This window comes from Enterobacter sp. Tr-810 (assembly GCF_011752765.1).
GTDB lineage: Bacteria > Pseudomonadota > Gammaproteobacteria > Enterobacterales > Enterobacteriaceae > Enterobacter > Enterobacter soli.
In genome coordinates this window covers 719,051-745,070 of sequence record NZ_VWWW01000001.1, presented here as the reverse complement: position 1 = coordinate 745,070, position 26,020 = coordinate 719,051, and the positions used below count along the sequence as shown (strand labels likewise).

Annotated in this window: 23 protein-coding genes; 19 read left to right on the top strand and 4 right to left on the bottom strand. The window is 54.2% G+C overall.

All coding sequences use genetic code 11. The features are described 5' to 3' along the window. Positions 1-63: 63 nt before the first annotated feature. Both otsB and otsA read left to right on the top strand, forming a co-directional pair. Positions 64-858 (top strand): trehalose-phosphatase, encoded by a 795-nt coding sequence (gene otsB / locus F3J30_RS03575; RefSeq protein WP_166715896.1) that lies wholly within the window; start codon positions 64-66, stop codon positions 856-858. Next, entirely contained in the window at positions 833-2,257 is a 1,425-nt protein-coding gene (gene otsA, locus F3J30_RS03570) for an alpha,alpha-trehalose-phosphate synthase (protein WP_166715894.1), read from the top strand. The genes otsB and otsA overlap by 26 nt, the downstream gene beginning before the upstream one ends. A gap of 15 nt (positions 2,258-2,272) precedes the next feature. Here the strand turns inward: otsA and uspC are convergent, their stop codons facing one another. After that, on the bottom strand, positions 2,273-2,701 hold the full coding sequence (gene uspC, locus F3J30_RS03565) for a universal stress protein UspC (protein WP_014070723.1): 429 nt from the start codon (positions 2,699-2,701) through the stop codon (positions 2,273-2,275). A 798-nt stretch (positions 2,702-3,499) separates the two neighbouring features. Here uspC and flhD point away from each other — a divergent pair. From flhD to cheW, 6 genes are all read left to right on the top strand, one after another. After that, on the top strand, positions 3,500-3,850 hold the full coding sequence (gene flhD / locus F3J30_RS03560) for a flagellar transcriptional regulator FlhD (RefSeq protein ID WP_211053068.1): 351 nt from the start codon (positions 3,500-3,502) through the stop codon (positions 3,848-3,850). A gap of 2 nt (positions 3,851-3,852) precedes the next feature. Then, the gene (flhC, locus tag F3J30_RS03555; protein WP_014070721.1) at positions 3,853-4,434 is read left to right on the top strand and encodes a flagellar transcriptional regulator FlhC; all 582 of its coding nucleotides are present in this window, start codon (positions 3,853-3,855) and stop codon (positions 4,432-4,434) included. Positions 4,435-4,557: 123 nt separating this feature from the next. Then, positions 4,558-5,445 (top strand): flagellar motor stator protein MotA, encoded by an 888-nt coding sequence (motA, locus tag F3J30_RS03550; protein WP_094935636.1) that lies wholly within the window; start codon positions 4,558-4,560, stop codon positions 5,443-5,445. Beyond that, positions 5,442-6,371, top strand: coding sequence for a flagellar motor protein MotB (gene motB / locus F3J30_RS03545; RefSeq protein ID WP_014070720.1), 930 nt, complete (start codon positions 5,442-5,444; stop codon positions 6,369-6,371). The genes motA and motB overlap by 4 nt, the downstream gene beginning before the upstream one ends. Before the next feature lie 4 nt (positions 6,372-6,375). Continuing rightward, the gene (gene cheA, locus F3J30_RS03540; RefSeq protein WP_014070719.1) at positions 6,376-8,397 is read left to right on the top strand and encodes a chemotaxis protein CheA; all 2,022 of its coding nucleotides are present in this window, start codon (positions 6,376-6,378) and stop codon (positions 8,395-8,397) included. 19 nt (positions 8,398-8,416) lie between these two features. Continuing rightward, positions 8,417-8,920, top strand: a complete 504-nt coding sequence (cheW, locus tag F3J30_RS03535; RefSeq protein WP_008500420.1) for a chemotaxis protein CheW — start codon at positions 8,417-8,419, stop codon at positions 8,918-8,920. A 103-nt stretch (positions 8,921-9,023) separates the two neighbouring features. Here cheW and F3J30_RS03530 read toward each other — a convergent pair whose 3' ends face one another. Beyond that, positions 9,024-10,283, bottom strand: a complete 1,260-nt coding sequence (locus tag F3J30_RS03530) for a dicarboxylate/amino acid:cation symporter (protein ID WP_166715889.1) — start codon at positions 10,281-10,283, stop codon at positions 9,024-9,026. A gap of 430 nt (positions 10,284-10,713) precedes the next feature. On the opposite strand from F3J30_RS03530, the gene F3J30_RS03525 reads away from it, so the two are divergent. The 11 genes from F3J30_RS03525 to cheZ all read left to right on the top strand — a co-directional run bounded on the left by F3J30_RS03525 (position 10,714) and on the right by cheZ (position 22,330). Further along, positions 10,714-11,286, top strand: a complete 573-nt coding sequence (locus F3J30_RS03525; RefSeq protein WP_166715887.1) for a spore coat protein U domain-containing protein — start codon at positions 10,714-10,716, stop codon at positions 11,284-11,286. Positions 11,287-11,294: 8 nt separating this feature from the next. Beyond that, the gene (locus F3J30_RS03520) at positions 11,295-11,843 is read left to right on the top strand and encodes a spore coat U domain-containing protein (RefSeq protein ID WP_166715885.1); all 549 of its coding nucleotides are present in this window, start codon (positions 11,295-11,297) and stop codon (positions 11,841-11,843) included. 16 nt (positions 11,844-11,859) lie between these two features. Continuing rightward, positions 11,860-12,621, top strand: a complete 762-nt coding sequence (locus F3J30_RS03515) for a molecular chaperone (RefSeq protein WP_166715882.1) — start codon at positions 11,860-11,862, stop codon at positions 12,619-12,621. Next, positions 12,597-14,981 carry a fimbria/pilus outer membrane usher protein gene (locus tag F3J30_RS03510; RefSeq protein WP_166715880.1) on the top strand — a complete coding sequence of 795 codons (2,385 nt, stop codon included), beginning with the start codon at positions 12,597-12,599 and terminating at the stop codon, positions 14,979-14,981. Before F3J30_RS03515 ends, F3J30_RS03510 begins: the two co-directional genes overlap by 25 nt. Further along, complete coding sequence (locus F3J30_RS03505) at positions 14,978-15,940, top strand: spore coat U domain-containing protein (protein WP_014070713.1); 963 nt, start codon at positions 14,978-14,980, stop codon at positions 15,938-15,940. Before F3J30_RS03510 ends, F3J30_RS03505 begins: the two co-directional genes overlap by 4 nt. A gap of 82 nt (positions 15,941-16,022) precedes the next feature. Continuing rightward, positions 16,023-17,690, top strand: coding sequence for a methyl-accepting chemotaxis protein II (gene tar / locus F3J30_RS03500; protein WP_166715878.1), 1,668 nt, complete (start codon positions 16,023-16,025; stop codon positions 17,688-17,690). Positions 17,691-17,734: 44 nt separating this feature from the next. Continuing rightward, the gene (tap, locus tag F3J30_RS03495) at positions 17,735-19,336 is read left to right on the top strand and encodes a methyl-accepting chemotaxis protein IV (RefSeq protein WP_166715876.1); all 1,602 of its coding nucleotides are present in this window, start codon (positions 17,735-17,737) and stop codon (positions 19,334-19,336) included. A 19-nt stretch (positions 19,337-19,355) separates the two neighbouring features. Next, entirely contained in the window at positions 19,356-20,222 is an 867-nt protein-coding gene (gene cheR / locus F3J30_RS03490; protein WP_166715874.1) for a protein-glutamate O-methyltransferase CheR, read from the top strand. Next, entirely contained in the window at positions 20,219-21,268 is a 1,050-nt protein-coding gene (locus F3J30_RS03485; RefSeq protein ID WP_003859716.1) for a chemotaxis response regulator protein-glutamate methylesterase, read from the top strand. The genes cheR and F3J30_RS03485 overlap by 4 nt, the downstream gene beginning before the upstream one ends. A 17-nt stretch (positions 21,269-21,285) precedes the next feature. Further along, complete coding sequence (gene cheY, locus F3J30_RS03480) at positions 21,286-21,675, top strand: chemotaxis response regulator CheY (RefSeq protein ID WP_000763862.1); 390 nt, start codon at positions 21,286-21,288, stop codon at positions 21,673-21,675. Between the two features lie 10 nt (positions 21,676-21,685). Further along, the gene (cheZ, locus tag F3J30_RS03475; protein WP_014070709.1) at positions 21,686-22,330 is read left to right on the top strand and encodes a protein phosphatase CheZ; all 645 of its coding nucleotides are present in this window, start codon (positions 21,686-21,688) and stop codon (positions 22,328-22,330) included. Between the two features lie 47 nt (positions 22,331-22,377). Here the strand turns inward: cheZ and F3J30_RS03470 are convergent, their stop codons facing one another. Together F3J30_RS03470 and F3J30_RS03465 are read right to left on the bottom strand one after the other, a co-directional pair. After that, positions 22,378-23,535, bottom strand: a complete 1,158-nt coding sequence (locus F3J30_RS03470; protein WP_166715872.1) for a fimbrial protein — start codon at positions 23,533-23,535, stop codon at positions 22,378-22,380. After that, positions 23,525-25,996 carry a fimbria/pilus outer membrane usher protein gene (locus tag F3J30_RS03465; RefSeq protein WP_247650488.1) on the bottom strand — a complete coding sequence of 824 codons (2,472 nt, stop codon included), beginning with the start codon at positions 25,994-25,996 and terminating at the stop codon, positions 23,525-23,527. Before F3J30_RS03465 ends, F3J30_RS03470 begins: the two co-directional genes overlap by 11 nt. Between the last annotated feature and the right edge of the window lie 24 nt (positions 25,997-26,020).

The window sequence follows — 26,020 nt, the reverse complement described above, 5'->3', positions numbered from 1 at the left end:
TACTTACATGGCTAATGATGGGGTAACGGTTTTACCTCACACAACCCTGTAAGGAGGAAGAGGGTGGCTGACCTGTTAACTGCACCGCCTGTACTGCCCGGACACTTTGCATTCTTTTTTGACCTCGACGGCACACTCGCCGAGATAAAACCGCATCCCGACCAGGTGGTCATACCCACTGCGGTTCTCCAGATGTTGGATCAGCTCTCGCAGATGAATGAGGGAGCACTGGCATTGATATCAGGGCGCTCAATGGCCGAGCTGGATATGCTCGCCAGGCCTTATCGCTTTCCGCTGGCGGGTGTCCACGGAGCGGAGCGCCGCGACATCCATGACCAAACCCATATCGTTTCTCTCCCGGATGATTTAATTGCGCTGCTGCACACGCAGCTTACGTCTGAGCTTGCCCGGCTTGCGGGCACGGAGCTTGAAGCCAAAGGCATGGCCTTTGCGCTGCACTATCGCCAGGCGCCGCAGCATGAAGCCGCAGTGCTTGCGCTGGCAAAGACGCTGGTGGATGCACATCCTCAGCTGGCGCTTCAGCCAGGGAAATGTGTGGTCGAGATAAAACCTGCCGGGATCAACAAAGGCGCGGCAATCAGTGCCTTTATGGGAACCGCGCCGTTTAAAGGCCGTACGCCGGTATTTGTGGGGGATGATCTCACGGATGAAGCCGGGTTTGCGGTCGTCAACCGGGCCAACGGCATGTCGGTAAAAGTTGGGCCGGGTGAAACAAACGCCGGATGGCGTCTGGGTAATGTCGGCAGCGTCTGGCAGTGGATAACGGATGTCGCTAATCAGCAAATCGCACAACACAGCGGGAGGAGCCAGTATGGGTCGCTTAGTCGTCATCTCTAACCGGATTGCGCCACCGGACGATAAGAAGTCCGGCGCAGGGGGTCTGGCGGTAGGGGTGTTAGGTGCCTTAAAAGCCGCCGGAGGCCTGTGGTTTGGCTGGAGCGGTGATATCAGCAATGAAGATAAGCCCCTGAAGAAAGTGACACGGGGCAACATCACATGGGCATCCTTCGCCCTCAATGAGAAAGATTACGAAGAGTATTACTCTGAGTTCTCGAATGCCGTGTTATGGCCAGCGTTTCACTATCGTCTGGATCTGGTGAACTTCCAGCGCGGATCCTTTGAGGGCTATATGCGCGTTAATGCGCTGCTGGCGGATAAACTGCTGCCATTAATTGAGCCCGACGACATTTTATGGGTGCACGATTACCATCTGATCCCCTTTGCCAGAGAGCTGCGAAATCGCGGCGTAAATAACAGGATCGGCTTTTTCCTGCATATTCCTTTCCCTACGCCTGAAATATTCAACGCGCTGCCGCCACATGAAGAGCTGCTGGAAGGGTTATGTGACTACGATCTTCTGGGGTTTCAGACCGAAAATGACCGGCTGGCATTCCTCGACAGCGTCTCAGGCAAAACCCGGCTGGTAACCAATGGCAGCAAGTCGCATACCGCGTGGGGCAAACCGTTCCATACCGATGTGTACCCTATCGGCATCGAGCCTGATGAAATTGCCGGGCAGGCCGCGGGACCGTTGCCGCCAAAACTGGCGCAGCTCAAGAATGAACTCAAGCATGTTAAGAATATCTTTTCGGTTGAGCGATTGGATTACTCCAAAGGTTTGCCGGAGCGTTTTCTTGCCTATGAAGCGCTGCTGGAAAAATTCCCTCAGCATCACGGTAAAATTCGCTACACCCAGATAGCGCCTACCTCACGTGGCGAAGTGCAGGCCTATCAGGACATTCGTCATCAGTTAGAAACGGAAGCGGGGCGCATTAACGGTCGTTACGGGCAATTAGGCTGGACGCCACTCTTTTATTTAAACCAGCATTTTGAGCGGAAGATCCTGATGAAAGTTTTCCGCTATGCCGATGTCGGGCTGGTCACACCGCTGCGAGACGGCATGAATCTGGTGGCAAAAGAGTATGTCGCCGCGCAGGATCCTGCCGATCCTGGGGTGTTGGTGTTGTCACAGTTTGCCGGGGCAGCAAACGAATTGACCTCTGCGCTGATCGTGAATCCCTACGATCGCGATGATGTGGCTAATGCGCTCGATCGTGCGCTGAATATGCCGCTTACTGAGCGTATTTCACGTCATGCTGAGATGATGGAAACCATCCATAAAAATGACATCAACCACTGGCAGTCGCATTTTATTCGCGACCTGCGCAGTATCACGCCGCGGGATACGGAGCAACGTTTCCAAAAAAAAGTCGCGACATTCCCTAAGCTGGCATAACACCTTCCGGGGGTATTATTTACCCCCGAGAGGCACTAACAGCACATCAACCTGGCTTGATGCAACAATCGATTTTGCAGAACAGGCCGCTCTGGAAAAGAAACTGTGGTTATGATTACCGCAAATAACCAGGTCAATATTCTGTTTTCGGCACATGCTAAGAATATGTTCGTTTAATTCACCCGTCGCAATGACGGTGTCATAAACAGGATATTGCGCCTTCTCAACCAGCTCCCGCAGAAATTGCTGCGTCTCTTCCTGCAATACGTCACGAATATCTTCGAGCATGGGTGCGGCCAGTTGATTGTACATCTCTGGTTCAGCCGCAAGGGTTATCAGAGTGATCCGGGCATTGGTGGGCCTGGCGATGGAGACCGCACGGGCGACAAGTTGGTGGCTTTCGGGTGAAACAGCAACAGAAACAAGAAGATGGGTGTAGCTCATCACGCACTCCTTTGGCATCTGAAACACAGTGTTTCAATCAGCATTACCGCGATTTTGCCGCTTCTGCAAGAGGTGAATACGACATTAGTGTGAACCTTATCATAATTATTCATTAATTATTCTTATAGGAGGAATAATCAAATAACGTAGCTGAATGATAAAAATTAACAACTTAACGTAAACAAAACAAATATTGTGTTGGGTTGCTAAATCGTTTTAACGCGTTATCAACACAGGCGGGATGATAACGCAGGGAAATTTGTTAAATGCAATATATATATAACTATATGTTTTTAATAGATTATAGGTGCATGTCTCTATCATAGAGATATCACCTGACGCAAACTCGCTAATCATCAGGCCGCTAAGCAATTGTCATACCCAGCCTCTTCATACTTCTGCATGAGTATTCGTCCATTAAGAATATAAAATAGTGCCAACAGGTCAATAAATAATCAATTTACAAGTCGTGCTGATGGATTTCTCGGTAACATTCGCTTAAATTATGTGACGTAGATCACATTTTTTTTAAATTTTGGGTGAGGTCGCATTGTATGTGTCAGAGCTGACGAGTAGAGTTTGCGTCGAATTAGGAAAAATCTTAGTTATTTGTAAGAAATGATAAAACGTGTAACCAACGCCGCTGTGTGTTGGGATATCGCGCGTTTTGCTGCATACAAACCTTAATTCAACTATGCATTTGGCCTTTTCTTTTTTTATACCGGGTGATTTCCCGGCGACATCACGGGGTGCGGTCTTTCCGCATAAAAATAATAGTAGTTATTCGGGATGGGAAAAATGCATACATCCGAGTTGCTAAAACATATCTATGACATCAACTTGTCATATTTACTGCTCGCGCAGCGTTTAATTAGTCAGGACAAAGCGTCCGCGATGTTTCGTTTGGGTGTTAACGAGGAAATGGCAACCATGCTGGGTGGGTTAACCCTTCCACAGATGGTAAAGCTGGCGGAAACGAATCAACTAGTATGTCAGTTCCGTTTTGATAATCCTCAGACTATCACGCGTTTGACTCAGGAATCCCGTGTTGATGATCTGCAACAGATCCACACCGGTATTTTACTTTCTACCCGTTTGCTCAGCGAAATCAGCCAGCCTGATGACGCAGCCCGTAAGAAAAGGGCGTAAAAATGAGCGAAAAAAGCATTGTTCAGGAAGCGCGTGACATACAGCTGGCAATGGAACTGATTACGCTGGGTGCTCGTTTACAAATGCTGGAAAGTGAAACCCAGCTGAGCCGTGGTCGCCTCATCAAACTGTATAAAGAATTACGTGGCAGCCCACCGCCAAAAGGGATGCTGCCGTTCTCAACGGACTGGTTTATGACCTGGGAACAGAACATCCATGCCTCGATGTTCTGCAACGCCTGGCAGTACCTGCTGAAAACAGGTCTGTGCAGCGGCGTTGATGCCGTGATCAAAGCGTATAAACTCTACCTTGAGCAATGCCCACAGCAGAATGACGATGGTCCACTGCTGGCCTTAACCCGCGCCTGGACACTGGTGCGTTTTGTTGAAAGCGGAATGCTTGAACTGTCACGCTGCAACTGCTGTGACGGTAATTTTATTACCCATGCTCATCAGCCTGCTGGCAGCTTTGCCTGTAGTTTGTGCCAGCCTCCATCCCGAGCCGTAAAAAGACGTAAACTTTCCCGGGATGCTGCCGATATTATTCCACAACTGCTGGATGAACAGATCGAACAAGCTGTTTAACCCGAACGTGTGGGCAAGATTCCAGCAGCGGTAAGAAATTACCGCTGCTTTTTTTTACCCCGCATTCCGGTCACACACTCGAAATGAACGTCCTGCCTTAGTCACTAGCGGAAGGATGATGTCGTGCTTATCTTATTAGGTTACCTGGTAGTTCTCGGTACAGTTTTCGGCGGTTACATGATGACCGGCGGGCACCTTGGAGCACTCTATCAACCGGCCGAACTTATTATCATCGGCGGCGCAGGGGTAGGGGCTTTTATCGTTGGTAACAACGGTAAATCGATCAAGGGGACGCTGAAAGCTATTCCACTGCTGTTCCGTCGCTCGAAATACACCAAAAGCATGTATATGGATTTGCTTGCGCTGCTCTATCGCCTGATGGCGAAGTCGCGTCAACAGGGGATGTTCTCGCTGGAGCGAGACATTGAAAATCCAAAAGAGAGCGAAATCTTTGCCAGCTATCCGCGCATTATTGCCGACGCCATGATGCTGGATTTTATCGTTGATTATCTGCGCCTTATCATCAGCGGCAACATGAACACCTTCGAAATCGAAGCGCTGATGGACGAAGAGATCGAAACCCACGAAAGCGAATCCGAAGTGCCGGCAAACAGCCTGGCGCTTGTGGGTGACTCGCTTCCGGCCTTCGGTATCGTGGCAGCGGTCATGGGGGTAGTACACGCCCTGGCATCTGCGGATCGTCCGGCGGCAGAGCTGGGTGCCCTGATTGCGCACGCAATGGTCGGGACCTTCCTCGGTATTTTGCTGGCCTACGGGTTTATTTCTCCGCTGGCAAGCGTGCTGCGTCAGAAGAGCGCGGAAACCACCAAAATGATGCAGTGCGTGAAGATCACGCTGCTCTCTAACCTCAACGGCTACGCGCCGCCGATCGCTGTCGAATTCGGTCGTAAAACGCTCTACTCCAGCGAACGTCCTTCGTTTATCGAGCTGGAAGAACACGTGCGCGCGGTGAAAAACCCAAATCAACAGACGACAACTGAGGACGCATGAAAAACCAGTCCCATCCGATCGTCATCGTAAAAAAGCGCAAGCACAAGGGCGGCGGGCATGGCGCGCACGGCTCCTGGAAAATTGCTTACGCAGACTTTATGACCGCAATGATGGCGTTCTTTCTGGTGATGTGGCTTATCTCCATCTCCAGCCCGAAAGAGCTTATCCAGATTGCTGAATATTTCAGAACCCCGCTGGCGACGGCGGTGACAGGTGGGCAGCGTATCGCGAACAGCGATAGCCCAATTCCTGGCGGCGGTGACGACTACACCCAGCAAAAGGGTGAAGTGAAAAAAGAGCCGAACATTGACGAGCTGAAAAGACGGATGGAACAGGCGCGGCTGAAAAAACTGCGTGGCGATCTGGATCAGTTGATTGAGGCCGATCCGAAACTGCGCGCGTTACGCCCGCACCTGAAGATTGACCTCGTGCAGGAAGGTTTGCGTATTCAGATTATTGATAGTCAGAACCGCCCAATGTTTAAAACCGGCAGCGCCGAAGTTGAACCTTATATGCGCGACATTTTGCGCGCAATTGCACCGGTTCTGAACGGGATCCCAAACCGCGTCAGCCTGTCAGGACACACGGACGATTTCCCGTATGCAACGGGTGAGAAGGGATACAGCAACTGGGAACTTTCTGCCGACCGTGCCAACGCCTCGCGTCGCGAGCTGGTGGCGGGTGGGCTTGATGATGGCAAGGTACTGCGCGTGGTCGGCATGGCCGCAACGATGCGCGTCTCCGACCGCGGGCCAGATGATGCCATCAACCGTCGTATCAGTCTTTTAGTGCTGAACCAGCAGGCGGAGCAGGCCATCCTGCATGAAAACGCCGAAAGTCAGAATGAGTCACTGGACGATTTAAAACAGCCTGGGGCCGTACCTTCGGCTGCCGTTCCAACATCGCCACCAGCCAATCCGAGGTGATAGCGTGAGCATGGATATTAGCGATTTTTATCAGACATTTTTTGATGAAGCCGACGAATTGTTGGCTGATATGGAGCAACACCTTCTGGATCTGGTGCCTGAAGCACCGGATTCAGAGCAGCTCAATGCCATCTTCCGTGCGGCGCATTCTATTAAAGGCGGAGCAGGGACGTTTGGTTTTACCATCTTGCAGGAAACAACCCATTTAATGGAAAACCTGCTCGATGAAGCGCGCCGCGGTGAGATGCAGCTCAATACCGACATTATTAACCTGTTTTTGGAAACCAAAGATATTATGCAGGAACAGCTCGACGCCTATAAAAGCTCGGCAGAGCCTGATGCCGCCAGCTTTGAATACATCTGCAACGCGCTGCGTCAGTTAGCGCTGGAAGCAAAAGGTGAAGCAGCCGCTCCCGCTGTTAGCCCGGCAACCCTGAGCGTTGTCGATACCGCTGAAGAGGCTGCACCTGCCGCTGCGGCCAGTAAGCTGCGCGTTGTGCTGTCTCGCCTGAAAGAGAGCGAAGTCAACCTGCTGGAAGAAGAACTGGGTAATCTGGCCAAATTAAGCAATGTGGTGAAAGGGAAAGACAGCCTTGCCGCAACGCTTGAAGACGGCATTAGCCAGGATGATATCGTGGCGGTGCTGTGCTTCGTCATCGAAGCCGATCAGATTGATTTTGAAACAGAAACGGCTCAAGCCCCTGCACCTGCCGAAGCGGTTGTGGCGGTTGCTGAAGTCGCGGCACCTGCTGTCGTTCCTGCGGCACCTGCGCTGAAAGCGGTGCCAAAAGAACCTGCTGCACCTGGCCGCGGTGAAAAACCGGCGGCTCGCTCCAGTGAATCAACCAGTATTCGCGTGGCGGTCGAGAAAGTTGACCAGCTGATTAACCTGGTAGGCGAACTGGTGATCACCCAGTCTATGCTCGCCCAGCGTTCCAACGAACTGGACCCGGTCACTCACGGCGATCTCATCACCAGCATGGGTCAGTTACAACGTAACGCCCGCGATTTGCAGGAATCGGTGATGTCCATCCGTATGATGCCGATGGAATATGTCTTTAGCCGCTTCCCGCGTCTGGTGCGCGACCTGGCCGGAAAACTGAACAAACAAATCGAACTGACGCTGATGGGCAGCTCTACCGAACTGGATAAGAGCCTGATCGAACGCATCATCGATCCATTAACGCACCTGGTGCGTAATAGCCTTGACCACGGTATCGAACTGCCGGAAAACCGTGTTGCTGCGGGTAAATCACCGGTCGGTAACCTGATTTTGTCTGCGGAACACCAGGGCGGCAATATCTGTATCGAAGTGACCGACGACGGTGCTGGCCTGAACCGCGAGCGTATTCTGGCGAAAGCGATGTCTCAGGGCATGGCGGTTAGCGAAAACATGACCGACGAAGAAGTGGGGATGCTGATCTTTGCACCTGGCTTCTCGACGGCTGAACAGGTGACGGACGTTTCTGGCCGTGGCGTGGGCATGGACGTGGTGAAACGTAATATCCAGGAGATGGGTGGCCACGTTGAAATCCAGTCTAAGCAAGGTTCCGGTACAACCATCCGCATCCTGCTACCGCTGACGCTGGCAATCCTGGATGGTATGTCTGTCAAAGTTGCGGGCGAAGTCTTCATTCTGCCGCTGAATGCGGTAATGGAATCTCTGCAACCGCGTGAAGAAGATCTGCATCCACTGGCAGGTGGCGAGCGCGTACTGGAAGTCCGTGGCGAGTATCTGCCGTTGGTTGAACTGTGGAAAGTATTCGAAGTCGATGGTGCGAAAACCGAAGCGACGCAAGGCATTGTGGTTATTCTGCAAAGCGCAGGCCGCCGCTATGCGCTGCTGGTCGATCAGCTGATTGGTCAGCATCAGGTCGTGGTGAAAAACCTCGAAAGCAACTACCGCAAGGTGCCGGGAATTTCTGCCGCCACCATCCTGGGCGATGGTAGCGTTGCGCTGATCGTTGATGTCTCAGCGCTTCAGGGATTAAATCGTGAACAACGTGTGGCATACACAGCCGCCTGATTAAGAAAAAGGTAATAACATGACCGGTATGAGTAATGTAACGAAACTGGCGGGCGAGCCATCTGGACAGGAGTTCCTGGTCTTCACTTTAGGCGATGAAGAGTACGGAATCGACATCCTTAAAGTGCAGGAGATCCGTGGTTACGATCAGGTTACCCGTATTGCTAACACCCCAGCCTTTATCAAGGGCGTGACGAACCTGCGCGGTGTGATTGTGCCAATCGTTGACCTGCGCGTGAAGTTCAGCCAGGGCGACGTGGATTACAATGACAACACCGTGGTGATTGTCCTGAATCTGGGTCAGCGCGTTGTGGGTATTGTTGTTGATGGCGTGTCTGATGTGCTGTCGCTGACCTCCGACCAAATCCGCCCTGCACCGGAGTTTGCGGTAACGCTGTCTACCGAATATCTGACCGGTCTGGGTGCGCTCGGCGAGCGTATGCTGATTCTGGTGAATATCGAGAAGCTGCTGAACAGCGATGAGATGGCGCTGCTGGATATCGCGGCGAGTCACGTAGCGTAGGTAAATGCAAAACGGCAACTCAGGTTGCCGTTTTTAATGTTTGTTCCCTCTCCCTGTGGGAGAGGGTTAGGGTGAGGGCAACAGGCCTCACCTTTTTTACATCTTAAGCTTCCTGCTCTACCAGCTCAGCTTCCGCTTCCCGCGCACCTTCGTTCTGTGACAGCATCGCCGTCGCAATCCCGTTACCCAGCACGTTAATTGCGGAACGACCCATATCCAGGAAGTGGTCAATCCCCATCAGCAGCAGAATACCCGCCACCGGAATATTAAAGCTTGGAATGGTCGCCGCCAGCACCACCAGGGAAGAACGCGGAACACCCGCAATCCCTTTGGAGGCCAGCATCAGCGTCAGCATCAGCACCGTGACTTCGGAGAAACTCAGATGGATGTTGTACGCCTGGGCGATAAACATCGAGGCGAAAGAGCAATACACCATCGAGCCCACCAGGTTAAAGGAATAACCAATTGGCAGAACGAAAGAGGCGATATTGCGTGAACAGCCAAAGCGCTCCAGCTGCTCCAGCGTTTTTGGATATGCTGCTTCAGAGCTGCTGGTGGTAAACGCGACCAGCACCGGATCTTTCAGCATGCTGACCAGGCGAAACACCTCTTTTTTCAGCACCATGTAACCTACTGCCAGCAGCACCATGCAGGTGAGCAGGATGGCAACATAGTAACCGCCGATAAATGATGCGTAGTTCAGCAGAATGCCCAGACCCTGGGTGGCAATAACGGATGAGATGGCCGCGAAAATGGCCAGTGGCGCAACGTACATCACGTAGCCCGTTACCTTCAGCATGATGTGAGAAACGACATCCAGCGCGGCAACCAGCGGAGCATTGAATTTTTGACCCAGCGACGCACCGCCAATACCGAAGAACATCGAGAACACCACAATTTGCAGGATCTCGTTGTTCGCCATTGCACCCGCAATACTGGTTGGAATGGTGTGGGACAGGAAGGCTTTCAGCGTCATCCCCCCAACGGCCAGACCGGTATCAACCGCTTCGGTCGGGATAGCCAGGTTCAGGCCGCTCCCCGGATGTTCCAGGGTGACAATAAACAGCCCCACCAGAATAGAAAGCACGGAGGAGCTGATAAACCACACCATCGCTTTACCGCCAACGCGGCCAATGGTTGAGGTTTCGCCCAGCTTCATAATACCGACGGTTAACGTACTGAATACCAACGGCGCTATCACCATTTTAATCAGTCGCAGGAAAATATCGGTCAGCAGCGTGATGTTATCCGCCCAGGCGGTAATGACATCTTGTGATGCGTACTCGTGAATGGCTGCCCCTGAAAGAATACCCGCCAGCATGAATATCACGATGAAGAGTGTGAGTTTGTTTGCACTTGCCACGAAAAAAGACCCTCTATGCGCTTAAGATTCATCCCCACGCCGATACATATAGATTTTTTATTACAGCGCAGGAAAATATTCGGCACATAAATTGACGTAAAGCGAGGGGGGATACAACTGCTTTTTAATTTTTATTAATTTTGTTGCTAATACTGCGACGATATATTGTGACGCTTATCACGTTTTTATGGATATATCCTTAGGATGCGACGCGTTTAATTCCTTTCAATCGTGTTAACTGATTGTTTTTTAATTAACTAACTTGTCAATACGGCAAAAGTTGCACGTACCCTGGCAAGGGTGGTTGAAGCGGTAACCATCAACTAAATTCTCAGTAACCCCCTCTCGGGATTGTTCAGTGGGGCTAACATCTTGAACAGTATCAATAAAATATAGCAAGCGAATGGCGACATCTTCTGGAGGGTGGGAAATGAAAAGAAAACGCCTTTTGATATTTGCAGGCACCCTGCTGATCGCAACGACCGCCTGGCAGGCGCAGGCAGTAACCAGTAGCGGCACCATCGGCGCGACGCTGACGCTGACCAACGGTTGTCTGATCAACGGATCCCCCACTCAAAATGGGATTAACTTCGGGACGCTGGATTTCGGGACCCATCCTGCGACCTTTTCCACCCTGACTACCCAGTTGACCGGGGCCAGCGGCGGTAACGCCTTCACGATCCAATGTACCACCGCCAGCTTCACGGTAGCGATAACCGGCAATACCAACTCCACCGCACCGGGTACCGTTGTCGGAACACCGGGAACGCCTGCGCGTTACCTGATCAATACCGCCAATGCGGCACAGGGTGTGGCATACAGCCTGTACAGCGACAGCGGCTTTAACAACATCATCGCCAATAATGCGTCGATACCGGCAGCGTCGACGACGGGCGGGGTGAGCAGTTACACCCTGTACGGACGCATCACCGGAGGCGGCAACAGCGTGACGGTTGTCCCGGGAACCTACACTGACACCATTAACGTCAGCGTAACCTACTAGTTCCAGCCATGAAGGCATTCTGGTTATGTCTGCGCAAAAGCGCAGAGGGTTTCGTGCAACCTTTTTTTGTCCTCGCTGTGGGGCTGATGCTGGCTTCCATCGCCGGGGCGGTGACGTCACAGCCATTTAAGGTCAGTGCGACCATTGTGCCGGGCTGCTCGGTCACCTCCGGAACCGGTGGAATTTTGGGGACGCTGGATTTTGGCACACATACCGGGGTGGAAAGCGCCCCGGTCAGCACCAGCTTTGTGCCCAACGGGGCATTGTCCATTGCCTGTACGCCAGGCGTGGCGCTGAGTATGAGCATCGATAGCGGGCAGAATTACGCTTCTGTGCGGCGAATGAAACGTTCAGGCGGAACCGATGTTGTGGCGTATCGACTCTACAGCAGCAGTTCGCTGGCCGCGAATAGTGAGATTGGGGTCAACCAGGCAGTCGCAGTGACCTATACCAACAGCAACAACATCTCACTGCCGCTCTTCGGTGTGGCGCTCCTGACCGGGTTTAGCCCGGCTGGTGCGTATTCTGATCAACTCGTCGTGACGTTGTCATGGTGATAAAGGGAGAAAATCGATGCAGCCATTATTCAGGCATCTTTGTCTGGTGAGTTTATTGGGGGTTACCGCCGCTGCAACGAGCCAGGCGCAGGCGGCGGCGACCATTCTGTTATGGCCCATCGACCCGTGGCTTTCGGCAGAGACCAAAGCCACAGAATTGTGGATCCAGAATCAGGGCAACAGTGCGACGACCATGCAGGTGCGCATTGTGCGCTGGAAGCAGGAAGAGGGATTTGAACGCTATACCGCACAGCAGGATGTTGTCGCTAGTCCGCCGATTGTCACCATCGGTAAAGGTAGTAAGCAGCTTATCCGTTTGATCAAACAAGGCGCTGTCCCGATGGGCGTCGAACAAGCCTACCGCATTATTGTGGATGAAATTCCCCAGCCAGATGCCAAAGCCGAACCGACCATCGGCCTTAAACTCCAGATGCGCTACTCCATTCCGCTCTTTGTCTACGGGCAAGGGATCCCGACTATAAAAGAGGGCGCGCATCATGCGCTGGTGGAGAGCAAAAATCTGAGCTGGCGGGTGACGCAGGAAGCAGGGCATCCTGCGCTTGAGGTGCGCAATCAGGGGGATGTGCACGTCAGGCTGAGTCAGGTCACTCTGGATCAGGGCGGGCAGAAACGCACGGTTGCCGATGGATTGCTGGGTTACGTGCTGCCAGGCAGTACCCGCAGCTGGCCGATCCCGGCGGGAATTCGCCAGCCAGAGCAGATGAGCGCACAGATTAATGCCAGGGATACGCAATGGCAGTCGACGCCCGTCAACTGAAACCGGCGATGATTATCCTGCTCTGCGTCAGTACCAGCACCTGGGCCGAGCCTGGCGATGACAGTTTGCCACCGCCACCGCAAGCCCAGGCGATAAACGGTGAGGCCGTTTTTCAGCTTGCTCTCGTACTGAACCATTACGACACCGGGCTGGTGGTGCCTGTCACGCAGCGCGATGGCGCTTATTTTATCTCCAGCGCCGATCTGCTGCGCGCCGGGCTTCCCCCTGAACATGTGCCGAATGGGGACGTCAATCTGTCTACGCTTTCACAGGTGCGCGTGGAGTACGACAGCGCTGCCCAGCGGCTGTTGTTAACTGTGCCTCGCGACTGGGTTTCATCCCGCGTCACGCCGTTTAGCGGCATGGCGGCGCAGAGCAAACCCCACTATGGCCGGGGGGCGCTATTTAATTACGATCTCTATACCAACCACACCGACCACATTGGCGGCCAGGCATCTCTCTGGCATGAATTCCGTTACTTCAACGAAAACGGCTCGTTTTCATCTACCGGTTACGCCCGGCAAAATTTCTCCGGGGACAATGGTCAACAGGAAGGTTACGTGCGCTATGACACCACCCTGTTGATGACCAACGAAGACGACGCAACCACCTGGACCGCCGGGGATGTGATAAGCGATGCCCTGAGCTGGAGCAGCAGCGTGCGGATGGGTGGGATAAGCTACGGACGTGATTTCTCCCTGCGACCGGATCTGGTGACCTGGCCGCTGCCGGAGTTCTCGGGGGAAGCGGCCGTGCCCACCTCCGTCGATCTGTTTATCAACGGCTATCGTTCGGGTTCGACTCAGCTCCAGCCGGGGCCGTTCACCCTGACTAACCTGCCTTATATCAACGGTGCAGGGGATGCGGTGCTGGTGACCACTGATGCGCTGGGGCGACAGGTCAGCACAACGCTGCCGTTTTATGTCACCAGTGATGTGCTCAAACAAGGTCTGAGCGACGGTGCGGTGACGCTCGGGAGTCTGCGGCGAAATTACGGAATTAAGAGTTTCGACTATGGCCCGGCGGCAGGCAGCGGATCGTATCGCTATGGTCTTACCGACTGGCTGACGCTGGAAGGACACGCCGAAGCCGCGCAAGAGCTGGCGCTGGGCGGGGCAGGAACGGTAGTGAAGCTCGGGCGTTTTGGCGTGGTGAATACCTCATATACCCGCAGCCAGATGCGCGGGGACGATGGCGGGCAAATCAACTGGGGGTATCAGTACAGCACCAGTGAGTTTAGCCTGGCGACCCAGCATAGCCGGCGCGGCCGCGGCTATGGCAACCTGGCCCTGTATGACCAGCCGACGGTCTATGATGAAAACAACCATCCCATTGCCAGTTTTAGCCGCAATACTGACCAGTATTCTCTGACCTTTAACCTTGGGCAGTACGGCAATATTGGCGCGGCCTGGATTGGTGTTGAGAGTTTTGATAACCAGAAAACGGAGCTGCTGAATCTCTCCTGGAGCCGCAATTTGTGGGGGGCCAGCAGCATCTATCTGGCGGCCAGCCGCGACCAACAGCGGGGTGACTGGACGGTCGCGCTCTCGCTACAGGTGCCGTTGGGTGAACGTGACAGCGCCGCCGTCACCTTTGAAAATACGCCGGATGCAGGCAGCACACAGCGCATCAACTACAACCACTCCATGCCTTCCGACGGTGGGTTTAGCTGGAATATGGCGTGGGCTAATCAGTCGAGGGCGAATAACTATCAGCAAGGCACGCTGGGCTGGCGCAACAATAATATTGAATTGCAGGGCGGCGGTTACGGCGAACAGGACATGATGACCTGGTGGGGCGAGGCGATGGGCTCCATTGTGCTGATGGACGGCGAGTTGTTTGCCGCCAATAAAATCAATGATGCGTTCGTGGTGATCAGCACCGATGGCCACCCGGATGTACCCGTCAGCTATGAGAACCAGCCGGTCGGCAAAACCAATAACAACGGTTATCTGCTGGTGAGCGGCGTGTCGGCCTATTATCCGGCAAGCTACAGTATTGATACCCTGAATCTGCCTGCCGATACCCGGCTGAAAGAGACCGAGCGGCGGGTGGCTATCCGCCGTCACAGTGGCTATCTGGTCGATTTTCCGATGGAGCAGGAGCGGGTGGCAAGCGTGATCCTGCATGATACGCAGGGGCATGATATCCCGGTGGGAAGCCAGGTGCGACGCGCCTCGCGCAGCAATGCGGTGGTGGGGTATGACGGCATTGCCTGGCTGGAGAACCTCAGCGATGTGAATCCGCTGGATATCACCACCCCGGACGGAAAACACTGCACGGCGACGCTGACCATTGGCGCAAACCCGGAACATAAGCTGCAAACCTACGGGCCACTGGTGTGCCGGGAGGGGCCATGAAGCGCCTGCTGCTGGTGATCATGCTGCTCTTTTCCGGCGGCAGCTGGGCGGCCTGTACCATCAGTACGGTGAATGCCGCCTTTGGTAATGTCGGGTCATTTTCCCTCAGCGGAACCGGAGAGGTGGAAACCACCGGCACTCTGGTGGTTTCCTGCGATGCGGTACTCAATCTGTTGACTAACGATTCGGTGACGCTGAGCTACACCTCGGCATCGGTGTCCGGTAACAGCCGCGCCACGATGAAACGCACCGACAACGCAACCATCACCGACGTGATCCCCACGCGGCTGTGTGGTTTATCGGGCTGTGCAAGCAACAGCGAAGTGCAAATCAGCAAAACCTATACCTGGAGTGGTAACACGCTGCTGGGGCTACTGGGGTCGAAGCAGTACAACATCCCGCTCTATTTCCGTACCGTGGCCGGGCAAAACGTCACGGCCGGGCCGTATCAGGTGCTGTTGACCTTCAGCATTAACTACAACGTCTGTTCTGTGGGGATTCTGGGGCTATGTACTACGCCGCAAACCGGGACGGCGACGACAAGTATTTTGCTTAATATGACCGTGACCAACGACTGTAGCGCCATGACCACGCCGGACGTGAACTTCAATAGCGCGCCGCTGGTACAAAATTTCCCTACCATTTCACAAGCCATCGCCGTGACCTGCACCAAGGGCAGCACTTACACCATAGGAATTAACAATGGTGCCAACGCGCTGAACAATGTTCGCCGTATGGTTAACGGCAGTAACTATATGAGTTACGACATCTATAAAGAAGCCACCACCAACCGCTGGGGCGGAAGCGGCACCGAGCGCTGGGCCAGCTCAGCTTCTTCGCAACTGAGCACTGACGGCCTGCTGCGCACCTATAACTACACGGCCAAAGTGCTCACCAACCAGACCACCCCACCTGCCGGAACCTACAGCGACACGCTGATTGTCGATGTGGCGTTTTAACGGCGCTTTTCCCTTTCGCAAATGTAAAGTTCCTGTGGTCAGTGCCGATAACACCGTTAATAAATCTATGAGAAGGTGTTGTATGTTGAACCGTATCCGCGTTGTCACAATGCTTATGATGGTGCTGGTCATTTTCGCGCTTCTTCAGCTCATTTCGGGCGGGCTTTTTTTCTCGTCGTTAAAAAATAATCAGGATAGCTTTGCCGCATCAAACGATCTGCGTTTGCAACAGAGCGAGCTGACATCGACCTGGGATTTGATGCTGCAAACGCGCATTAACCTGAGCCGCTCTTCTGCCCGCATGATGATGGATCCTAATAACCAGCAGAGCACCGCGAAAACGGATCTGCTGAAAAATGCCCGCGCAACGCTTGCCGATGCCGCGAAACACTACGACGCCTTCAAGAAAATTGCCCCGCAGCCTGCCATGGAGCAGGTGAGCAGCAACATTGATGAAAAATACACGGCCTACTTCGCGGGCCTGACGGAGCTGATTCAGTTCCTGGAAAGCGGCAACATGGATGCCTACTTCGCGCAGCCAACCCAGGGAATGCAAAACGCCCTCGGCGCAGCGTTGGGTGAATACGCCAAAGCCAGCAATGATCTGTATCACACCTCCTTTACCGAAAGTCAGAACGACTACCGCTTCGCCAAATGGCAGATGGCTGTTCTGGCGCTGGCGCTGGTGATTGTGCTGGTTGGCGTGTGGTACGGCATTCGCCATATTCTGCTGAATCCGCTGGGCCGCGTGATTGCCCATATCCGTGAAATCGCCAGCGGTGACCTGACCAAAACGCTCACCGTGTCCGGGCGTAATGAAATCACGGAGCTGGCGAACTCCGTTGACCATATGCAGCGCTCGCTGATTGATACTGTGACCAATGTGCGTCAGGGATCGGATGCCATTTATACCGGAACCAGCGAAATTGCGATGGGCAACAACGATCTCTCTTCACGTACCGAACAGCAGGCTTCGGCGCTGGAAGAGACGGCCGCCAGCATGGAAGAGCTAACGGCGACCGTGAAGCAGAATGCGGACAACGCCCGTCAGGCTTCTCAGCTTGCCGAAAGCGCCTCTGACACCGCTCAGCGCGGTGGCCGTGTGGTGGATGGCGTGGTGAAAACCATGCATGAAATCGCCGACAGCTCGAAGAAAATCGCCGACATCATCAGCGTTATCGATGGTATTGCCTTCCAGACCAACATCCTGGCGCTGAACGCCGCGGTTGAAGCCGCTCGCGCTGGTGAACAGGGCCGTGGGTTTGCGGTAGTGGCCGGTGAAGTGCGTAACCTGGCAAGCCGCAGTGCTAACGCGGCGAAAGAGATTAAAGCGCTGATTGAAGATTCCGTTTCCCGTGTGGATACCGGCTCCGTGCTGGTGGAAAGCGCAGGGGAAACCATGAATGACATCGTTAATGCTGTTACCCGCGTAACGGACATCATGGGTGAAATCGCCTCTGCATCGGATGAGCAGAGTCGTGGTATTGACCAGGTCGCCTTGGCGGTATCTGAAATGGATCGCGTGACACAACAAAACGCCGCGCTGGTGCAGGAGTCCGCAACGGCGGCGGCTGCACTGGAAGACCAGGCGAGCCGTCTGAAGATGGCCGTCTCGGCGTTCCGTCTTGCTTCAAAAACGACAAATACGGTCAACGCGCGTGCAATGCACAGTGAGTCAGCGACTGCCCCGGCAGCGGCTCGCACCCGCACCGTGACGACCGGACAAGATGAAAACTGGGAAACATTTTGACTGAACTTTAAACCGCGGCTGCTTGCCGCTTAATGGGAGCGTGGATGTTAAATCGTATTCGTATCTCGACCACACTGTTTTTGATTCTGATCCTTTGCGGTGTGTTGCAGGTTGGCAGTAACGGGTTGTCTTTTTGGGCGTTTCGCGATGGCTATCAGAATTTGCAGGAAGTTGAGGCGAGTAATCAACAGCGCTCCGCACTGGCACAAACGCGTGCCGTGCTGTTGCAGGCAAGCACTGCGCTGAACAAGGCAGGGACCTTAACCGCGTTAAGTTATCCGCCGGATGACATCAAGGCGCTGATGGCAACCGCGCGTGACAGCCTCAAACAGGCTGATGCGCAGTTTAAAGCCTTCGTGTCTCAGGAGGCTGTCAGCGAGAAAGGCAAGGCGCTGAAAGTCGCCATGAAGAAGAACTTTGATCAGTGGCACAGCGATCTGGATCACCAGGCGACCTGGCTTGAGAACAACCAGCTCTCTGATTTTATGACCGCGCCGGTGCAGGAATCGCAGGCGGCCTTTGATGGCAGCTTTAACGCCTGGCAGCAGGACATCAACCAGTTTGTTGAGCGTGCAGGGGCAGACAGCCGCACCAGCTACCACATGTCCGGCGTGATTTTTGCCGTAGTGGTGATTCTGGCGGCCTTGCTGACCGGGGGCGCGCTGTTCTGGTCGCGCAGGATGATTGTGCAGCCGCTGGCGATCATCAGCAGCCATTTCGACAGCATTGCGAAGGGTAACCTGGCGCGCCCGGTGGCGGTTTACGGTAAGAACGAGATTTCGGCTATTTTCGCCAGCCTGAAGGCGATGCAGGGATCACTGCGTGAAACGGTGACCGATGTGCGTCAGGGCAGTTATGCCATGCACACCGGGATATCTGAAATTGCGGCAGGCAATAACGATCTCTCTTCCAGAACCGAGCAGCAGGCGGCCTCGCTGGCACAAACAGCGGCCAGCATGGAGCAACTGACGGCGACGGTAAGCCAGAACGCCGATAACGCGCGTCAGGCATCGGATCTGTCGAAACAGGCCGCGCAAACGGCGAAGAAAGGGGGCGACCAGGCGACTCACGTTGCCAGCACTATGCATGAGATAGCCGCCAGTTCACAGAAAATTGGCGACATTATCAGCGTGATTGACGGTATTGCCTTCCAGACCAACATTCTGGCCCTGAACGCCGCCGTTGAGGCAGCGCGAGCAGGGGAACAGGGGCGCGGATTTGCGGTCGTCGCCGGTGAAGTCCGTAACCTGGCAAGCCGCAGCGCTAACGCGGCAAAAGAAATTAAGGTGCTGATTGAAGAGTCGGTGTCTCGCGTTGAGCAAGGCTCTGCGTTGGTGGATACGGCAGCAAAAACGATGACCGAAATTGTCACCTCAGTGACCCGGGTTAACGACATCATGGGCGAAATCGCCTCCGCATCAGATGAACAACGTCGCGGGATCGAGCAGGTAGCCCAGGCGGTCAGCCAGATGGATCAGGTGACACAGCAGAACGCTTCGCTGGTGGAAGAGGCAGCCGCGGCAACCGATCAGCTGGCGAGCCAGGCCGATCACCTGACCGGGCTGGTCGCGGTATTTAATGTAAAAGAGCACGTTGAAGCAGTAACAGAAGTCGGGCGGTCGCAGGCCGTGCCAGTTGGAACCTGAATGTGATTAAGAAGGCGCTATGACATCACCAATGCCCTCAGGGCAAACGTCATTACTGTTACAGATGACACAGCGCCTCGCGCTGTCCGACGCGCATTTTCGTCGGATATGTCAGTTAATCTACCAGCGTGCGGGGATCGTGCTTGCCGATCATAAGCGAGACATGGTTTACAACCGGCTGGTGCGGCGCTTGCGCACCCTCGGGCTGGATGATTTTGGCCGCTATCTGAGTATGCTCGAAGCGAACCAGAACAGCGCGGAATGGCAGGCATTTATTAATTCGTTAACCACCAACCTGACCGCGTTTTTCCGTGAAGGGCACCATTTCCCGGTGCTGGCGGATCATGCGCGGCGTCGTAGCGGGGAGTATCGCGTCTGGAGTGCGGCAGCCTCAACCGGGGAAGAGCCGTACTCGCTGGCGATCACGCTGGCGGACACGCTGGGGATGGCGCCTGGGCGCTGGAAAGTGTTCGCCAGTGATATCGACACCGAAGTGCTGGAAAAAGCGCGTAACGGGGTCTATCGCCAGGATGAACTGAAGACGCTCTCGCCTCAGCAGCTTCAGCGTTACTTCATGCGCGGTACGGGCCCGCATGAAGGGCTGGTGCGCGTACGCCAGGAGCTGGCGAACTGCGTGGAATTCACCTCTGTAAACCTGCTGGATAAGCAGTACAACGTTCCGGGGCCGTTTGATGCCATTTTTTGCCGTAACGTGATGATTTATTTTGATAAAGCGACGCAACAGGACATTCTGCGTCGCTTTGTTCCGTTGCTCAAGCCTGACGGTTTACTGTTTGCCGGGCACTCGGAAAACTTTAGCAACCTCGTGCGCGAGTTTAGCCTGCGTGGGCAAACGGTATATGCGCTGAGTAAGGAAAAAGCATGAGTAAAATCAGGGTGTTGTCTGTCGATGATTCGGCGCTGATGCGCCAGATCATGACTGAAATTATCAATAGCCACAGCGATATGGAGATGGTGGCAACAGCGCCTGATCCGTTAGTTGCGCGGGATTTAATCAAAAAATATAACCCCGACGTGCTAACGCTGGATGTCGAAATGCCGCGCATGGATGGCATCGATTTTCTGGAAAAATTAATGCGTCTGCGCCCGATGCCGGTGGTGATGGTGTCATCCCTGACCGGGAAAGGGTCTGAAATCACGCTGCGTGCGCTGGAGTTGGGGGCGGTGGATTTTGTCACCAAACCTCAACTGGGTATCCGTGAAGGGATGCTGGCCTACAGCGAGATGATTGCCGAGAAGATCCGCACCGCGTCGCGCGCGAAGCTGGCGGCTCATAAGCCGACCGCCGCGCCGGCAACACTGAAAGCAGGTCCGTTACTCAGCTCGGAAAAACTGCTGGTGATTGGTGCGTCAACCGGGGGAACAGAGGCAATTCGCCATGTACTCCAGCCATTGCCACTTTCAAGCCCAGGTATTCTTATTACGCAGCATATGCCGCCAGGATTCACCCGTTCGTTCGCGGAACGTCTGAACAAACTGTGCCAGATAAGCGTGAAAGAGGCGGAAGACGGCGAACGTGTTCTTCCGGGGCACGCGTATATCGCACCGGGCGACAAGCATATGGAGCTGGCGCGCAGTGGCGCGAACTATCAAATCAAAATTCATGACGGGCCGCCGGTTAACCGGCACCGTCCGTCGGTGGATGTGCTGTTTCATTCGGTGGCGAAACATGCGGGGCGCAACGCCGTTGGGGTGATCCTGACGGGGATGGGCAACGATGGGGCCGCCGGAATGTTAGCGATGCACCAGGCTGGCGCCTGGACGATTGCGCAGAATGAAGCAAGTTGTGTGGTGTTCGGCATGCCGCGCGAGGCCATCAATATGGGTGGCGTGAGCGAAGTGGTCGATCTTAGCCAGGTAAGCCAGCAGATGCTGGCGAAAATCAGTGCCGGACAGGCAATACGTATTTGACTCAGGAGTATTATTTTATGGCGGATAAAGAGCTTAAGTTTTTGGTTGTGGATGACTTTTCCACCATGCGTCGTATCGTGCGCAACCTGCTTAAAGAACTGGGCTTCAACAATGTTGAAGAAGCAGAAGATGGCGTGGACGCTCTGAACAAACTTCAGGCAGGCGGATTTGGTTTTGTGATTTCTGACTGGAACATGCCTAACATGGACGGTCTGGAACTGCTGAAAACCATTCGTGCAGATGCGGGTATGGCCTCTTTGCCGGTTCTGATGGTGACCGCAGAAGCGAAGAAAGAGAACATCATTGCAGCAGCACAGGCGGGCGCAAGCGGCTATGTGGTGAAGCCATTCACCGCTGCAACCCTGGAAGAGAAGCTCGGTAAGATCTTCGAGAAACTCGGCATGTGAGGTGATGGATATGTTGCAACCTGCTATGAAACCCGTTGAAGAACATTCACCGAGCGACATTATTGCCCGCATTGGTAGCCTGACGCGCATGTTGCGTGACAGCCTGCGCGAATTAGGGCTGGATCAGGCCATTGCTGAAGCGGCGGAAGCGATTCCGGATGCGCGCGATCGTCTGGACTATGTTGTGCAGATGACTGCTCAGGCGGCTGAACGTGCGCTGAACAGCGTTGAAGCGTCACAGCCGCATCAGGACGCAATGGAGAAGGGCGCGAAATCCCTGACCAAGCGCTGGGACGAGTGGTTCGAAAACCCAATCGAGCTGGCGGATGCCCGTGAACTGGTGACCGATACCCGTCAGTTCCTGGGGGATGTGCCGGGCCACACCAGTTTCACCAACGCACAATTGCTGGACATCATGATGGCGCAGGATTTCCAGGACCTGACCGGTCAGGTTATCAAGCGCATGATGGATGTGATTCAGGAGATTGAGCGTCAGCTGCTGATGGTCCTGCTGGAAAACATCCCGGAACCGGCTGCGCGTCCGAAACGCGAGAACGAAAGCCTGCTCAATGGCCCACAGCTCGACGCGACCAAAGCGGGCGTTGTGGCAAGCCAGGATCAGGTGGACGATCTGCTGGACAGCCTTGGTTTCTGATAGTGCTGTTCCCCTCAGGTTGTTTGTGCAACCTGAGGGGATGTTGCCTAACGTAAATCCATTTTTACCGTTACGTTACCCTCGAAGCTCCCGGATTCAGGTGTTGCACTGGTGGTGCTGACCGGCGTGGCCTTAACGTGAATCACCCCTTTTCCTTCTTCATCTACCGTGACGGGAAATTCATAACTGCCGTCCAGCGCAATATCCTGGCTCTGTTCATCAAGCACCCTGACGCCAATATCATCCCTGCCGATCATTTTCGCGATAACGGGATTGCTGCTGTCCACGACCCCCTGATCGGCAAGCAGTGTGAGTTTAATCCTGTCATTTTTACCTATAGTGTTAGTGCCGCACTGATACGAAATGTCGACATCTTTAAGCGTAAAGCCTTTGGGCTGTTGCCCCCTGGTGACAAACTGGCTTGAGACCAGGTCGCCAAAATCAACCTCAATGGTGCTTCCCTCGTTTATCGTGCAGCTTAATGGGGCAGTAAGCGAACCGCTCAACCAGATATTTGATACCTGCTCTGCGTTGGTTGGGTCACAGCTGCCGGAGCCGTAGTAGAGACAGGCATAGTTTTGCACCACGATAGTGGGGGGAATGATGGCTTCTCCCAGAATGGTTTTTTTGACCAGAAAGCGCGCCACAATGACATTCCATCTGAACTGCCGTTTCACGGGGGGCGTGCTTTCAGGGCGAGTGCTTTCACTGCAAACGCTGGCGGTGCCCTCGGTTGTTTTTATCTTTTCGATCCATTTATCCATCGACGAGAGTGACGAAGGGTACTCGTTGATATCGAGTTTGGTTAAATTTTCACCATCAGGCGAGTTAATCGCATCGTTGTAGCCAGACACGTGAATATCCAGTGAGTCCGTAAGATAACCATAGCCGCTGGCTCCTGGGCTCAAAGGGCTGCCGGCAAGCGTCAACTCCATGATCGTCGTACTTTCCTCCATATCTTTTGGGCAGCTACAGTTAGCCTCCATTTCGGCACCGCTACCGACAAGGTGCTCGTTATAATTGATCGCATTACCCACAACGTTGTCCGTGGTGGAGAGCTCGCGGCTATAGGAGACCTGATAATCCTGAGGGGCCGTGAAGCAATTATTTAATGCCGTGGCGGCTTGTCCTGTAACGGGGAAGGCGAAGGCGTACAGGACGACCTGAAGCAGCGTCAAAACAGATTTCTGGCGTTTATTGATCATGCGGTTTTTCCTGCTGACATATTACGCGGGCCTGGCGGATCCCTGTGGGGTTGTTTGAATTTTGCAAATCGGTAAGCATGATAGATGCCGTGCAGCGTTGATCGCTGGTGTCTCCCCAGACGATATCGAGCTCAGCATTTTTGCTTATCCCTGCCAGGTAGAGCGTGCCCGTATCGTCGACAATTCCGGTCATACCGGACGTTTTCTCCGTCGCTATCGCACCGAAGGGGACGTTTCTTCCGTCCTGGCGGATAAGCGTGATAAGGGCGCGGTAACCAACATGGGCGTCAAAGCTCGCGGCCACGGCGGCATTGCGCGAAGGCACCACGGTGATGGAGGTATCGCTGGTATCGACATCTCGCGGCAGGCTGGTGGTATCGATGCGAATGCGGTTTTCCTGATAAGGCGTGAGTGAGGGGATCACGGCATTTCCCTGCCAGTCGGTTCGAACTCCCCGCTGATTCTTAAAGCGAACTCCCGCCGCCCCGGACGCACTGACGATGGCAAACTGATCGCCTAATGGCTGAGCAAGCGTGATCCCATTTGGATGGGCCACGATCGCGCCGCTGGCACCGTAACTGAGTTGTTGGCTGTTATCCGAGGAGTAGTAATACCCCGCATTGAGATTGGCGTACTGCGAACGATAACTACCGTAGAGGCTACTGCTATCCTCCGCGTCGTGGTTGGCATGGCTCTGTTGCAACGAATAGCTCAGCCGTTCATCATCCAGCAGGGTTCCGCTGATACCCAGGTTTTGTCGCGTGTAACCCTTTTTACTGTTGCTTAAAGAGTAACTGCTCCACGCTCGCGGCAGCCATTTGCTGAGCGGAACGCTGAAGCCGAAGGAGAACATGCGGTCGCTGCTATCGTTGCTGGCTTTACTGTAGGTATACGCCATGTGCAGACTGACCCCGTCTACGACGGTGTTTACGCCAGCGGAAAGATTGCGCTCTTTACGCGAGCTTCCCCAGTAATCCTGTTGGTAGCCATTCAGGTAAACACTGCTGCCAAACAGGCTCTGGCTGATACTGGCCTGGAGACGGCTGCGCTTGTTGTACTGATACAGCCAGTCGTTTTCATTACCCGCATACTGCTGGTTGGCGTCAGCAAAACTGTAATAGCCCGCCGTGGAGTAGCGATAACTGCCGAGCGTGAAGTTGGTCTCTGTGGCATCGACTTTCCCCGTGTAGAGCAGGCGGTAAGATTGCCCGGTGCTTTCTTCGTTATTATCCAGCCGGGTTTTGGCCACCGTCACGTCCGCTGAAAGTGAACCCAGTGCGCCTAGCGCAATACCCGCGCCACTGTTAACCGCCTGATAGTCCTCAGACGCGGTGACGCCGCCAAACAAGGTCATGATATTGTTCAGACCATAGATGGCACTGCCCTGCACAAATGTGGGTTCTTTTTGACCGCTACCACTGTCGGCCCGGTAGCGTGCAGCGGTCACTTCATACTTCAGATGGCCAGGGCGCTGCATCACGGCGATGCTGGAGTAGGGCTGGGTAAAGTGGTGCTCACTGCCGTCGGCTTCTTTCACCGTGACCTCAAGATCACCGCTGTTGGTCGTCGAGTAGAGGTCGTGTATCTCAAATGCCCCCGGCGCGACGCTCTGTTGGTAGATGAGATAGCCGTTCTGGCGAACGGACACCTCGGCACTGGAACTGGCTATTCCACGAATGATGGGGGCATAACCTCGCAGGCTATAGGGCAGCATCTCTTCGTCAGAGGCAATATTCACCCCGCTATACTGGAGGCTGTCAAATACTTCTCCCCGGGTACTGTTTTCACCGGCGGTGAATTGTGCTTTCAGGGCATCAATATCATGCTGAATATAGGTGTTAATGGTGCTCCAGTGAGCGGCGTCCTGCGTTTTGCTCCAGGTCGAGTAGTTACGTAGTCGCCAGCCACCAAGATTGGCACCGCTGCGCAGATTGAGGTACTGACTGGTGGTCGTTTTCTGCGCGTCGTCATTATGCCGGGTACCCGAAAAGGCATAATCCGAGAATATGACCGGCACACCGTCGTTCCACCTTGATGGATCAATATAATCCTCGGCATTGCTGACCAGGCCCGCCTGCGGAAAGCTAAGGTTCAACGTCATTTTGCTGAAATCAAGCGCGGAGGAGGCGAAGGGAATAAAATCGCCAAGAGGCTTATCGAGCGGAGTCCGGGCACCATAGCTTGCAAGTTTCGGGTACATATCGACATTCACCCCCCACTGACGCAGCATATCCGGCGTGATCTCTGCGATCAGCTCGCCTGTTGGGCTATTCACATAATGTATGTCGGCATCGCGCATCCGCGTTTTATTGATGACAATATGGGATGAATAATGTCCAGGGGGCTGAGCGTTGGGTTTCGAGAACAGCGACAGATCGATGTCCTGCTGCGCCAGCGCACTTCCCTCCAGAGAAGAGGGCGAAAAATGGTATTCCCGTGCGAGAAGGGGCGTGGAGGCCATCAGTAAAACGCCGCTAAAACACTG

Bases quoted from the DNA above. Each gene is read 5' to 3' on its own strand.
- otsA (WP_166715894.1), top strand. From the start codon at position 833: ATGGGTCGCTTAGTCGTCATCTCTAACCGGATTGCGCCACCGGACGAT.
- uspC (WP_014070723.1), bottom strand. From the start codon at position 2,701: ATGAGCTACACCCATCTTCTTGTTTCTGTTGCTGTTTCACCCGAAAGC.
- flhD (WP_211053068.1), top strand. From the start codon at position 3,500: ATGCATACATCCGAGTTGCTAAAACATATCTATGACATCAACTTGTCA.
- flhC (WP_014070721.1), top strand. From the start codon at position 3,853: ATGAGCGAAAAAAGCATTGTTCAGGAAGCGCGTGACATACAGCTGGCA.
- motB (WP_014070720.1), top strand. From the start codon at position 5,442: ATGAAAAACCAGTCCCATCCGATCGTCATCGTAAAAAAGCGCAAGCAC.
- cheW (WP_008500420.1), top strand. From the start codon at position 8,417: ATGACCGGTATGAGTAATGTAACGAAACTGGCGGGCGAGCCATCTGGA.
- F3J30_RS03525 (WP_166715887.1), top strand. From the start codon at position 10,714: ATGAAAAGAAAACGCCTTTTGATATTTGCAGGCACCCTGCTGATCGCA.
- F3J30_RS03520 (WP_166715885.1), top strand. From the start codon at position 11,295: ATGAAGGCATTCTGGTTATGTCTGCGCAAAAGCGCAGAGGGTTTCGTG.
- F3J30_RS03515 (WP_166715882.1), top strand. From the start codon at position 11,860: ATGCAGCCATTATTCAGGCATCTTTGTCTGGTGAGTTTATTGGGGGTT.
- F3J30_RS03510 (WP_166715880.1), top strand. From the start codon at position 12,597: ATGGCAGTCGACGCCCGTCAACTGAAACCGGCGATGATTATCCTGCTC.
- F3J30_RS03505 (WP_014070713.1), top strand. From the start codon at position 14,978: ATGAAGCGCCTGCTGCTGGTGATCATGCTGCTCTTTTCCGGCGGCAGC.
- tar (WP_166715878.1), top strand. From the start codon at position 16,023: ATGTTGAACCGTATCCGCGTTGTCACAATGCTTATGATGGTGCTGGTC.
- tap (WP_166715876.1), top strand. From the start codon at position 17,735: ATGTTAAATCGTATTCGTATCTCGACCACACTGTTTTTGATTCTGATC.
- cheR (WP_166715874.1), top strand. From the start codon at position 19,356: ATGACATCACCAATGCCCTCAGGGCAAACGTCATTACTGTTACAGATG.
- F3J30_RS03485 (WP_003859716.1), top strand. From the start codon at position 20,219: ATGAGTAAAATCAGGGTGTTGTCTGTCGATGATTCGGCGCTGATGCGC.
- cheY (WP_000763862.1), top strand. From the start codon at position 21,286: ATGGCGGATAAAGAGCTTAAGTTTTTGGTTGTGGATGACTTTTCCACC.
- cheZ (WP_014070709.1), top strand. From the start codon at position 21,686: ATGTTGCAACCTGCTATGAAACCCGTTGAAGAACATTCACCGAGCGAC.
- F3J30_RS03470 (WP_166715872.1), bottom strand. From the start codon at position 23,535: ATGATCAATAAACGCCAGAAATCTGTTTTGACGCTGCTTCAGGTCGTC.
- F3J30_RS03465 (WP_247650488.1), bottom strand. From the start codon at position 25,996: ATGGCCTCCACGCCCCTTCTCGCACGGGAATACCATTTTTCGCCCTCT.